The organism is Bacillus fonticola (genome assembly GCF_012955605.1).
GTDB classification, from domain to species: Bacteria; Bacillota; Bacilli; order Bacillales; family JC228; genus Bacillus_CG; species Bacillus_CG fonticola.
In genome coordinates this window covers 2,070,866-2,083,576 of sequence record NZ_CP052135.1, presented here as the reverse complement: position 1 = coordinate 2,083,576, position 12,711 = coordinate 2,070,866, and the positions used below count along the sequence as shown (strand labels likewise).

Annotated in this window: 12 protein-coding genes; all 12 read left to right on the top strand. The window is 42.6% G+C overall.

Going from position 1 to position 12,711, the window contains the following annotated elements:
- Positions 1–51: 51 nt before the first annotated feature.
- Positions 52–447: a cytidine deaminase gene (locus HHK01_RS10290; protein WP_170007707.1), complete on the top strand. Its 396-nt coding sequence runs from the start codon at positions 52–54 to the stop codon at positions 445–447.
- Positions 444–1,358 carry a GTPase Era gene (era, locus tag HHK01_RS10285; protein WP_170007706.1) on the top strand — a complete coding sequence of 305 codons (915 nt, stop codon included), beginning with the start codon at positions 444–446 and terminating at the stop codon, positions 1,356–1,358. The genes HHK01_RS10290 and era overlap by 4 nt, the downstream gene beginning before the upstream one ends.
- 256 nt (positions 1,359–1,614) lie before the next feature.
- Positions 1,615–1,755, top strand: coding sequence for a YqzL family protein (locus HHK01_RS10280; RefSeq protein WP_170007705.1), 141 nt, complete (start codon positions 1,615–1,617; stop codon positions 1,753–1,755).
- Positions 1,756–1,869: 114 nt separating this feature from the next.
- The gene (gene recO / locus HHK01_RS10275) at positions 1,870–2,664 is read left to right on the top strand and encodes a DNA repair protein RecO (RefSeq protein ID WP_170007704.1); all 795 of its coding nucleotides are present in this window, start codon (positions 1,870–1,872) and stop codon (positions 2,662–2,664) included.
- Positions 2,665–2,934: 270 nt separating this feature from the next.
- The gene (glyQ, locus tag HHK01_RS10270; RefSeq protein ID WP_170007703.1) at positions 2,935–3,825 is read left to right on the top strand and encodes a glycine--tRNA ligase subunit alpha; all 891 of its coding nucleotides are present in this window, start codon (positions 2,935–2,937) and stop codon (positions 3,823–3,825) included.
- Positions 3,818–5,914 carry a glycine--tRNA ligase subunit beta gene (gene glyS, locus HHK01_RS10265; RefSeq protein WP_170007702.1) on the top strand — a complete coding sequence of 699 codons (2,097 nt, stop codon included), beginning with the start codon at positions 3,818–3,820 and terminating at the stop codon, positions 5,912–5,914. The genes glyQ and glyS overlap by 8 nt, the downstream gene beginning before the upstream one ends.
- 78 nt (positions 5,915–5,992) lie before the next feature.
- Positions 5,993–6,625 (top strand): transcriptional regulator CcpN, encoded by a 633-nt coding sequence (locus HHK01_RS10260; protein ID WP_170007701.1) that lies wholly within the window; start codon positions 5,993–5,995, stop codon positions 6,623–6,625.
- Between the two features lie 19 nt (positions 6,626–6,644).
- Positions 6,645–7,451, top strand: coding sequence for a pyruvate, water dikinase regulatory protein (locus HHK01_RS10255; protein WP_170008754.1), 807 nt, complete (start codon positions 6,645–6,647; stop codon positions 7,449–7,451).
- A gap of 254 nt (positions 7,452–7,705) precedes the next feature.
- The gene (locus tag HHK01_RS10250) at positions 7,706–8,197 is read left to right on the top strand and encodes a YaiI/YqxD family protein (RefSeq protein WP_170007700.1); all 492 of its coding nucleotides are present in this window, start codon (positions 7,706–7,708) and stop codon (positions 8,195–8,197) included.
- A gap of 160 nt (positions 8,198–8,357) precedes the next feature.
- Positions 8,358–10,169, top strand: coding sequence for a DNA primase (gene dnaG / locus HHK01_RS10245; RefSeq protein WP_170007699.1), 1,812 nt, complete (start codon positions 8,358–8,360; stop codon positions 10,167–10,169).
- Positions 10,170–10,200: 31 nt separating this feature from the next.
- On the top strand, positions 10,201–11,325 hold the full coding sequence (gene rpoD, locus HHK01_RS10240; protein ID WP_170007698.1) for an RNA polymerase sigma factor RpoD: 1,125 nt from the start codon (positions 10,201–10,203) through the stop codon (positions 11,323–11,325).
- Positions 11,326–11,538: 213 nt separating this feature from the next.
- Positions 11,539–12,687 carry an acyl-CoA dehydrogenase family protein gene (locus HHK01_RS10235; RefSeq protein ID WP_170007697.1) on the top strand — a complete coding sequence of 383 codons (1,149 nt, stop codon included), beginning with the start codon at positions 11,539–11,541 and terminating at the stop codon, positions 12,685–12,687.
- Positions 12,688–12,711 lie beyond the last annotated feature (24 nt).

Sequence of the window (12,711 nt, the reverse complement as noted above, 5' to 3'; positions counted from 1 at the left end):
AGTACTTCTGTAAAATGAGGCTACGACGTTAGTCAGAAGGGAAGACAGAGAGTGACAAACGAACAACTATTTCAAGAGGCGAAGCGAGCCCGAGACATTGCCTATGTCCCTTACTCTAAATTCGGGGTAGGGTGTGCTTTAGAAACAGAAGACGGAAAGGTGTATTCGGGCTGTAACATTGAAAATGCAGCCTATAGCATGTGTAATTGTGCAGAGCGAACTGCTATTTTTAAAGCGGTTTCAGAGGGAGAGACACGTTTTCGTACGCTCGTCGTTGTGGCAGACACGGAGCGCCCTGTATCTCCGTGTGGGGCATGTCGACAAGTGATGAGTGAGCTTTGCCAACCAACAACTACAGTCATTTTAGCTAATTTAAAAGGAGAAATGCTCAAGACGACGGTAAACGATCTTTTACCGGGCGCTTTTGCACCAAGTGATTTGACATGATAGAAACCGGTTCAGATTATAAATCAGGATTTATCGCCATCATCGGAAGACCTAATGTAGGAAAATCAACGTTTTTAAACCGAGTCGTCGGGCAGAAAATCGCCATTATGAGTGATAAACCCCAAACAACAAGAAATAAAGTGCAAGGTGTTCTGACACGAAATGATGCACAAATGGTGTTTTTAGACACACCTGGTATTCATAAACCGAAGCATAGACTGGGAGACTTTATGATGCGAGTGGCTCAAAACGCTCTCAGGGAAGTGGATATCGTCTTGTTTGTTGTAAATGCCACAGAAGGTCGAGGTAAAGGAGACGATTTCATTATAGAGAAGCTCAAGTCGACCAAAACTCCCGTGTTTCTCATTATTAATAAAATTGATGAAGTGACACCAGACGAAATGCTTCCCATTATTGATTCGTATAAAGAGGCTTACCCATTCAAAGAGGTGTTTCCTATTTCTGCACTTTACGGGAACAATGTCGATCAATTACTGCAAAAACTCACAGAATATTTACCTGTGGGACCACAGTTTTACCCTGCAGACCAAGTAACGGATCATCCCGAACGATTTATTATTGCAGAATTTATTCGCGAAAAAGCATTACAGCTTACCCGCGAAGAAGTACCGCATTCCTTAACGACAGTGATCGAGCAAATTAAGCAAGAAAAAGAGGATGGACCTATTCATGTAATGGCGGCGATTGTTGTCGAGAGAGACAGTCAAAAGGGAATCATTATCGGAAAACGTGGCAGCATGTTAAAAGAGATCGGCACACGAGCCCGCGAAGATATTGAACAGCTACTTGGATCAAAAGTGTATTTAGAGCTTTGGGTAAAAGTTCAAAAAGATTGGCGAAACAGACAAACCCATTTGCGGGATTATGGATACCGAGAAGATGAGTACTAATCGAATCGCGGAAAAAAACAGGTTAACGCTCTTATCCCGGGAATAACGCTCATAAAACCAAATAACGCTCTTATCGTAGAGCTAACACACAAAACTGACATGAAAGTAGAAAGCGTTTGTGTGGCCACAATAATCCTATCGCCTTACCATTTTACAAAAATTGCGAGACATGATTTAAACGGTGTTGCATCATCCTAGTAATAAGGCAAGGGAACAAAATCATGCTAGAGTTGAAAACGGAAAGGTGGGGTTTCACATGTTAGACTTTACCTGGAGTATTTTCAAACAAACGGGTAACATTGATACGTATCTTCTTCTTAAGGAAATGGAGCAGGAAGGTTATTCGGAGCCCAAGAGTGAAGAAGAACTAGCACAATTACAATTCCCGTTTTCTTAGGGTTTGAGCGCATCATAATTATAAAAACCGACCAGATAGAGGTCGGTTTTTCTGTCTAAAGGCATTAGCAAAGTAGACGTCTTCCAGTTTGCGGTGTTTGGGGGGAGAAATACGGTGACGGAACAGATGGAAGCGATCGTACTAAGGACAACACCTTATGGGGAAACAAACAAAATTGTAACTCTCTACACAGAACGTCTTGGGAAAGTAGCTGTAATGGCGCGAGGAGCCCGCAAACCAAGAAGTAAATTTACTTCTTGTACGCAACCATTTACGATTGGGTTGTTTGTCGCCTTTATGGGAAAAGGAATGGGGCATCTCCAACAAGGAGAGGCACTGTACTCATTGCGGAAAATACGTGAAGATCTTGATAAAAGTGCAGCTGCTGCCTACCTTGTGGAACTCGTGGAAAAAACAGTTGAAGATCGCAGGCCGAGTCCATCATTATATGGGCTACTGAAGAGAATTCTCTTGGCTCTTGAAGACGGAGATGACCCTGAATCTTACACTCGATTTTTAGAAGTAAAGCTACTTCCGGTTCTTGGGTTATATCCGGTACTTGGACAGTGTACGAATTGTGGCGCAAAGGAAGGCGAGTTTCGTTTTTCCATTCGTGAAAATGGTTTACTTTGTCATCGGTGTTACGATCACGATCCTCATGCATATCCAGCGTCTGCGAAGGCACTTTCTGTTTTACATAAGTTTGAACGTGTAGTAATGGATCAGCTCGGGAGTGTTACGTTGCAAAAAGGGACATTAAAAGAACTGCGTCACCTATTATGGGCGTATTATGATGCCTACAGTGGTCTGTATTGTAAGAGTCGAAAGTTTTTAGAGCAGATGGAACACTGGGGACTTGGGGAAAATAAGAATACGAAAACAAAACTTGACAAAGAAGAAGAAGTTTGAGTACGATTGATTAAAATTTAATATCTTTGCGAAGATGAAAAAGAGTAGTTCACCCTCTTCTCTGGAAAGCGACCTTAGGATAGTGAAAGCTAAGGGAGAACGATGAACGAAGGCGTTTCGGAGCAATAGTCATAAAGTGGCTTTTCTTAGTCAGGAAGGCAACTAGGGTGGAACCGCGGGTCAAGGCTCGTCCCTACGTGAAAATACGTAGGGGCGAGTTTTTTCTTTTCCTACAGTGAAACAGTTTTGTAAACATATGGAGGTGTCACAATGAACTTGCAACAAATGATCTTAACGCTACAAAAACATTGGTCTGATCAAGGGTGCATATTGTTACAAGCTTATGACGTAGAGAAAGGGGCAGGAACTATGAGCCCATATACGTTTTTACGAGCGATTGGACCTGAGCCTTGGAACGTAGCATACGTAGAGCCTTCTCGTCGCCCAGCAGATGGACGTTATGGAGAAAATCCAAACCGATTGTATCAACATCATCAATTCCAAGTGGTGATGAAGCCATCTCCACACAATATTCAAGAACTTTACTTAGATTCATTACGCGCACTGGGGATTAATCCACTACAGCACGATATTCGCTTTGTTGAAGACAACTGGGAAAACCCATCGCTTGGCTGCGCAGGACTCGGTTGGGAAGTATGGCTAGACGGGATGGAAATTACCCAATTTACGTACTTTCAACAAGTAGGTGGCCTGGAATGTAACCCGGTGTCAGTTGAACTTACCTATGGTTTGGAGCGACTCGCTTCATATATTCAAGATAAAGAAAATGTGTTCGATTTGCAGTGGAATGATCAGTTCTCATACCGCGACATTTTCCTACAACAAGAATACGAGCAAAGTAAATACACCTTTGAAACGAGTGACGGCGACCTTTTGTTTCGCTTGTTTGGGCAGTATGAAGCGGAGGCACATGCGCAAATGACGTATGGTTTAGTACACCCAGCATACGATTATGTGCTGAAATGCTCACACGTCTTTAACCTGTTGGACGGTAGAGGGGCTATCTCAGTTACAGAACGAACAGCGTATATTGGACGGATGAGGAAATTAGCTCGTGGCATTGCAAAAACATTTTACGAAGAGCGGGAAAAGCTCGGATTTCCACTAGCAACAACAAAGGAGGCGAGTGAACATGAGTAAAGGTACTGTATTGTTTGAAATTGGTTTAGAGGAAATGCCAGCTCGTTTCATTACAGACGCAATGGAGCAACTTGCAAAGGCTGTAGAGACATGGTTTCAGGAGCACCGATTACATTTTGAACGGATTACTCCCTACTCAACTCCTCGTCGTCTAGCTGTGATAGTCCACGGTGTGGAGGAGCGACAAGCCGATCAGGAAGAGGAAGTGAAAGGACCTGCGAAGAACATTGCACTCGATAGTGGAGGTAATTGGTCAAAAGCAGCGATCGGTTTTTCCAGAGGACAAGGCGCATCACCGGATGATATCTTTTTCAAAGAAATCAAAGGAGTAGAGTACTGCTTTCTTGTCAAAAAAGAAGTAGGTAAACTAGCAAAAGACTTATTAAGCTCATGGGATTCACTCGTAACGAAAGTACAGTTCCCAAAAACAATGCGATGGGGCTCTACTTCGTTCCGGTACATTCGACCGCTCCAATGGCTGACACTCCTTTGGAACGATGAGATCGTCCCAATTGCCGTTGCTGGTGTGGAAAGTGGTCGTAGTTCTTTTGGACACCGATTTCTAGGTGAAAAGGTAAATATTTCAACGGCAGGTGTATACCCGACTACGATGCTACGGCAGTATGTAGTGGCAAGTGCTAGTAAGCGAAAATCCGCTATCAGGGATCAATTGCAAAAGCTATCGGAAGAACGTGATTGGATTATTGAAGAAGACGAGGAATTATTGGAGGAAGTTACTCAGCTTGTAGAGTATCCGACAGTGTTGGCAGGTACGTTTGAAGAATCATTTTTATCACTACCTGACGATGTTCTGACAACAATGATGCGTGAACATCAGCGCTATTTTCCTGTGAGAAGTTCTGAAGGAGAGCTTCTTCCATTTTTTGTGACTGTTCGTAACGGTGATCATCAGCACTTGGATACAGTTGCAAAAGGGAATGAAAAAGTATTAAAAGCCCGGTTAAGTGATGCGAAGTTCTTTTATGAAGAAGATCAAAAAAGAACAATTGAAGAGGCGAATGATACGCTTTCCCGTATTGTGTATCATGAGAAAATGGGGACGATGGCAGAAAAAGTTCAGCATGTTGCAACATTAACAGGACGGCTAGCTGACCTGGTGTCTGTTTCTGCTGAAGAAAAGCAAAAAGCCGTACGGGCAGCAAAGATCAGCAAGTTTGACCTTGTCACAAACCTTGTCGGAGAATTTCCAGAGCTTCAAGGTGGGATGGGTCACTTATATGCGCTGCAAAAAGGAGAGAATGAGCTTGTTGCACGTGCTATTGAAGAACAATACTGGCCTAAAAGTGCGAAAGCTTCACTTCCGACAACTGACGTATCCCGCCTTGTAGCCATCGCGGAAAAAATGGATACGATTGTTTCGTGCTTCCATGCTGGACTTATTCCTTCTGGCTCACAAGACCCTTATGGACTAAGACGACAGGCGTGGGGTGTTCTACGTATTTTACGAGATCAGCAGTGGTCTATCTCAATTCAGCAACTAGTGAAGGAGGCTCTCATCAAGCTAGAAGCAAACACACAATCTGATTTGCACAGTACAATCATTAGCTTTTTTAAGCAACGTTTAGAATTCATGCTTCAAGAGGAACAGGTGCGTTACGATTGTATCGCCGCTGCAGTGGATAGCACTAATCATATCGTTCATGAACGTTATAAAGTAGCGCTATTGCTCGAAAAAGAAAGAGATGGTGCTTCCTTTAAACCAGCGATGGAAAGCCTGATACGTGTGCAAAACTTGGCAAGTAAATACCAATCTTCAGAAAGAGTACAGACTTCCTTGTTTGAAAATGATTCGGAGCAAGCACTATACGATGCAGTAACATCCCTAAGCGGTAGATGGAATGATCTGAACGTTACCGAGAAGTACGAATTACTTTGTAGTTTGCAGCCTACTATTGATACGTTTTTTGACGGAACGATGGTCATGGTAGAGAATGAGGAAGTGAAGAAAAATCGACTTGCCTTATTACACCTAGTAGCATCTGTAACTGCCTCTTTTGCTGGAGTGAGGCACCTTCAAGTGAAGCAAACTGACGATTTAGGCGCTTCACTAACCGTTCGTAAGCAATAGTTCAGGTGAAGGTTTAAAAAAGCTACCCTCCGCTTTTCGTGATATAATATTGAAAAAGCATTGGTCGAGAGTTAGGTGGTGAGGACAATCGAGCTCAATAAACGACAAGAGCAGATATTAGAAATTGTCAAAGTACAAGGGCCGATTACAGGTGAACAAATCGCGGATCAACTTGATTTGACGAGAGCCACGTTACGACCTGATTTAGCTATTTTGACGATGTCTGGTTTTCTCGACGCGCGACCGAGAGTGGGGTACTTTTATTCAGGAAAGAATGGAACTCAGTTACTCGGTGAGCAGATGAAAAAGTTGCAAGTAAAAGATTATCAATCAATCCCTGTTGTCGTGGATGAGAATGTCAGTGTATATGATGCCATTTGTACAATGTTTTTAGAGGATGTAGGGACGTTGTTTGTCGTCAATGCTCATGCGCTCCTCGTAGGAGTTTTGTCTCGAAAAGATTTATTGCGAGCAAGCATCGGTCAACAAGACTTGTCCTCAGTTCCTGTGCACATCATTATGACACGGATGCCGAACATAACAGTTTGTCGAAAAGAAGATTATTTAGTGGATGTTTCCCAACTGTTAATTGACAAACAAATTGACGCTCTCCCAGTTGTGAAGGAGGGAGAGAAGGGACTCGAGGTGATCGGTAGACTGACGAAAACGTCGATCACAAAAGCCTTTGTAGAATTGTCACATACAGAATAGGAGGGAAATCTTTTTGAGTATGCCAGTCATATACGTCATCTCAGATTCTGTAGGAGAAACAGCAGAACTAGTAACAAAAGCCGCTATTAGTCAATTCAATGGAAGCGATACAACGATTAAGCGCATTCCATATGTTGAGGATACGGGTACTATAGAGGAAGTCATTTCACTGGCGAAAATTTATCATGGAATGATTGTGTTTACACTTGTACGACCTGACATTCGAGCGTACTTACAAACACGCGCTAGGGAAGAAGAGTTGTTTGCTTACGACATTCTGGGACCTCTAATGGATGAGTGTCAAGAAATATATGGAAGGCTCCCGAAAAATGAACCGGGCCTTGTGCGTAAACTCGACGAAGATTACTTTAAAAAGGTAGAGGCAATTGAGTTCGCCGTTAAATATGACGATGGTAGGGATCCAAGGGGCATATTAAAGGCAGATATTGTACTTATTGGTGTATCGCGCACCTCAAAAACGCCGCTCAGTCAATACTTGGCGCACAAAAGATTACGGGTGGCAAACGTACCGCTTGTTCCTGAGGTAGACCCACCCGAAGAGTTGTTTCAAATTCCAAAAGAGCGATGCGTAGGACTTAAAATTCAACCTGAAAAACTCAATCAAATTCGAAAAGAGCGCTTGATTGCCCTAGGCTTGAACGATAACGCGAATTACGCGAACATACAACGCATTGCCAATGAGCTGTCGTATTTCAAAACAATTATGGAGAAAATCCAGTGCCCTGTAATCGACGTAACGAATAAGGCAGTAGAAGAAACGGCAAATGTTATCTTACAAATGGTTCAACAAAAGTCAACTCCGTGAAACCATCATAAAAACGCCTGAACAGTAGTAGTATTCCTTGTTCAGGTGTTTTTCATCATTTTTAGAGAAAGAAACAAAAAAACGTAGCGTTTTGTCGAACTATGTACTAAAATAAAAAGTTGTGATAAAAAGTCGCCCAAAAAGGTTTAGAGTTGAGACAAAAGGAATAAACTGTTTATTGAGAGATGTCAATAGTTTAGATTAAAAAAGTTTCGACATTTTTTTGGTTCCGTTCATGTGAGGAGATGTTACTTTTGGAACAAGATAGGAGTCCGCAGCCAACTGTTTGGGTGGATGCAGATGCCTGCCCTCTTACAGAAGAGATTGAGACCCTCTGTGCTAGCGTGGGTGTATCTGTTCAGTTCGTAGCCTCCTATGATCACTTCTCTTTGAATAAGAGTGAGGCATGGACATTCATCGAAAGAGGGAGTGAAGCTGTCGACTTGTATATTATGAGTCGCGTCAGACGGGGCGATGGCGCCATTACACAAGACATTGGTCTTGGAAGTGTGTTGCTATCCAAAGGCGTATTGGTTATAACGCCACGAGGGAAAATCCTTGAAGAAGATACCGTTGATATTCAGCTCGCTTTTCGATATGAAGCCCAAAAAATGAGAAGAAGAGGCAACTACGGAAAAGGTCCCAAAAAGTGGTCAAAAGATGATGAAATCTGTTTTTTTTCTTCATTTGAAAAAATGTTGTCGAACCTTGCAGGAATTCCCGGACAAAATCTCGAAACTGAATAAAAGAATAGAAAAAGGACGAAAGGCTAAAATCGCGACGTCAAGTTGGGAAGGCCTGCTAAATACGCGCCGTCTTGGCGCAACACAGGCACACTCGCGTAACAACACCTTTCTGACTCACATCGTGTGGGCCTAACGATCAGGAAAGTGGGTGTCCACTCTCATGGCAGGGCGTATTCCTGAAGAAATCGTGGAAAAAGTTCGGCGATCACAAGATATTGTGGATGTCATAAGTGAGTATGTCAACTTGTCGAGAAAAGGAAGAAACTATTTTGGTTTATGTCCATTTCACGGAGAAAACACTCCCTCTTTTTCTGTTGCACCAGATAAACAAATTTATTATTGTTTCGGCTGCGGTGCTGGGGGAAATGTACTTCAGTTTGTTATGGATATGGACGGCTTAACGTTCACAGAAGCGGTAGCGCGCTTGGCCAGTAAGAGTGGCGTAGAAGTTGACTTGCCTACCGATCTTAGCGAACACGTCCAATCTCATCACTCAGAAGAGCATCAAGGTATGCTCGACGCTCACGAGTTGTTACGTAAATTTTACCATCATTTATTGGTAAATACAAAACAAGGTGAAGAAGCACTTCGCTATTTACACGATCGCGGCTTTACTGATGGTGACATTGAATCGTTTCATATAGGGTATGCCCCACCGGGATGGGAAACCGTCAAGCAATTCTTGACGAAAAGAGGGTTCACGGAAGAATTACTCCATAAGTGTGGATTACTCGTCTCCAAGCAAGATGGAACAACCTTCGATCGGTTTCGGGACCGGATTATGTTCCCGCTTTTTGATCACCATGGGCATGTGGTGGCTTTTTCTGGACGAGTGTTTAAAGAAAAAGATAAGGATGAACCGAAATATCTTAATTCTCCTGAGAGCATCATCTTCCAAAAAAGTGAGTTGTTCTATCACTTTTACCAAGCAAGATCTGTGATCAGAAAAACCCAATCTGTTATCCTGTTTGAGGGATTTACTGATACTATTTTAGCGTATCGGGCAGGCATTCAGAATGGGGTTGCCACGATGGGTACCTCACTAACAGACAGTCATATACAACTTTTGAAGCGCCACACCAAAGAAGTCGTGCTATGTTTTGATAGTGATTCCCCTGGGCTAAAGGCATCAGAGCGAGCAGGGAAGGCGTTAGAACAATCCGGATTACGTGTTCGGGTTGTGACGATGAAAGCAGGAATGGATCCAGACGAATTTATTCGAGCGTATGGTCCAGAGGTGTTTGTTAAAGAATGCGTAGAGGATGCCGAGCCATATGTAAGCTTTTTGCTGAATTACTACCGAAAAGGGAAAAACCTTGAAAAAGAAGGAGAACGCCTCCTGTATCTGGAACAAGTACTACAAGTTCTTGCAAGTCGTTCTCAAGTTATTGAACGAGATGTGTACTTGACGCAGATTAGTGAAGAGTTTCGTCTTTCAAAACAAGTCCTGAATGATCAGTTACAAAACATACTAAAGGCGAACGTCTCCCGTGGAGAAAAGAAAGAAGTAAGAAAAAAATCGACACAACCTCTTCCAGAGCAAAGGTTACGGCCTGCTTACGAAATTGCGGAGCGTAGACTATTAGCATATATGATGCAAGACATTGAAATGTTCGAACGAATTCAACAAAAAATGCAAGAACTTGCCTTTCATCGAGACCAACATCAAGCTATACTCACGTACCTTCTTGCATATTATGAAGAGGGATATGAATCAGATGTGAGTCGGTTTTTACAGTTTGTAGAGGATGATACTCTGCAAAAAGATATCATCAGCATTAGCATGATGACCATGGATGACGTTTGTAGCGATGAAGAACTGGATGATTACATTCATCAAGTGAAAAAAGCTTCAATTTTATTTGAAATTGAAGAGATGCGTAAACAAGAAAGAGAAGCACAGCGAGAGCATGACCACGAAAAAGAGTTACAGCTCGCTTTAGAGATCCTTTCATTACGAAAGATGTTGTAGCTTGTTTCATGAGTTGGAAGGAGGGGGCTGCATGGCTGAAAAGTCTGCACGTTCAAAAGAAGTTGCTGATACGGAATTGACACTGGATCAATCAAAGGAATTATTAGTTGAAATAGGTAAGAAAACCGGCTTTTTATCCTACGAGGTAATCGCTGAGCGCCTGGGGTCATTTGAGTTAGATTCAGACACGTTGGATGAATTTTATGAGCATCTAAGTGACCAAGGGGTAGAACTCGTTGGGGACAATGAAAACGCCGATCCTAACATAAATCAGTTGGCAAAGACTGAGGAATTCGATTTGAACGATTTAAGCGTTCCTCCAGGTGTAAAGATAAATGATCCTGTTCGGATGTACTTAAAAGAAATTGGACGCGTAGATCTTCTCTCTGCACAAGAGGAAATAAACTTAGCCCAGCGTATCGAACAGGGTGATGAAGAAGCGAAGCGTCGACTAGCTGAGGCCAACCTACGACTTGTAGTAAGTATCGCGAAACGTTATGTAGGTCGTGGAATGTTGTTCTTAGACCTTATTCAAGAAGGTAATATGGGTCTTATAAAAGCTGTAGAAAAATTTGATTACCGTAAAGGCTATAAATTTTCTACTTACGCAACATGGTGGATTCGTCAAGCCATTACACGGGCAATTGCTGACCAGGCGCGAACGATTCGTATACCTGTGCATATGGTAGAAACTATCAATAAACTCATCCGAGTACAACGTCAGCTGCTTCAAGATCTGGGCCGTGAACCGTCTCCGGAAGAAATCGCTGAGGATATGGATCTTACACCTGAAAAGGTACGTGAAATCTTAAAGATTGCTCAAGAACCTGTTTCGCTGGAAACGCCGATTGGTGAAGAGGATGACAGTCACTTAGGTGATTTCATAGAAGACCAAGAAGCAACTTCACCATCAGACCATGCTGCTTATGAATTATTGAAAGAGCAGTTGGAAGATGTATTGGATACTTTAACTGATCGTGAAGAAAACGTTTTGCGATTGCGCTTTGGGCTAGACGATGGACGAACTCGGACTTTAGAAGAGGTTGGAAAAGTGTTCGGAGTAACGCGTGAACGGATTCGACAAATCGAAGCGAAAGCTCTTCGGAAGTTACGACACCCAAGTCGAAGCAAACGGTTGAAAGACTTTTTAGAATAAGGCACTCTGTAAAATTCGCCGGGCCACGACTTGTGGTTCGGCTTTTTTACTTGTTGGCTACAGAATCAATTTTTGTCAAATTTATGAACATCTCTACAGCCTTTTTAACAGTATACACGAAGATGAATATTTAATAAAGTTTTAATGTTGGGAAAAGTGAACATTAACTTGTATAATGTATATTGAAAGCGTTAACAAACAAGGGGGATGTTCATGAATTTCTCACTAACAGACGAACAAGAACTCATTCAAAAATCAATGAAAGAATTTGCTGATGAAGAGGTGGCACCAGGAGCGAGAGAACGGGACCGCAACAAAACATTTCCGACAGACATAGTGAAAAAATTAGGCGATCTAGGCATGCTCGGTTTACCGTTTCCTGAAGAGTACGGAGGTGGGGGTGGCGATTCGATCAGCTTTGCAATAGTCGTTGAAGAGTTATCTCGGGCGTGTGCTTCTACTGGAATAACGTATTCGGCACACATCTCTCTCGGTGGTGCGCCGATTGCAAATTTCGGTACTGAGGAACAGAAGAAAGCCTATTTACCGCCGATTTGTTCAGGTGAATCTTTAGGTGCCTTCGGATTAACTGAGCCAAATGCGGGCAGTGATGCGGGTGGAACAAGAACGACAGCTATTGAACAAGGCGATACGTTTACTATCAACGGTTCTAAATGCTTCATTACAAATGCGAGCTACGCTAAGTATTTAGCTTTGACAGCAATTACAGGTAAAAGAGCAGACGGTAGTAAAGAAATTTCTGCTCTTATCGTTCCAACGGATGCAGACGGATTTCAAGTCATTGACAACTATGAAAAAATGGGACTTCATTCTTCCAATACGACTGAGCTTGTTTTAGAAAATGTGAAAGTTCCCGCGTCCGCTCTATTAGGAAAACGTGGTGAAGGATTTAAACAATTTTTAGTCACGTTAGATGGTGGGCGTATTGGAATTGGTGCGATGGGAGTAGGAATTGCACAAGCAGCCTTTGACAGAGCAAAGCAATATGCTCGCGAACGCACTCAATTTGGTCAATCAATCGGAAAGTTCCAGGCTATCCAATTTAAGCTCGCAGACATGGCTATGCAAATTGAATTAGCTCGAACTATGGTGTATAAGGCCGCGTGGTTGAAGGATCAAGGGAAACGTTTTTCAAAAGAAGCTGCCATGTGTAAATTATACGCGTCCGAAATTTGTGCATCTGTTACATCACAATCTGTACAAATTCATGGAGGTTATGGTTATATGGCAGAGTATGATGTGGAACGCTATATGAGAGATGCGAAGTTGTTGGAAATTGGAGAAGGAACAAGTGAAGTGCAGCGAATGGTGATTGGAAGAGACGTTCTTGAAAACGGATGATTTCTGAGGAAGTTTGTGGCAAAG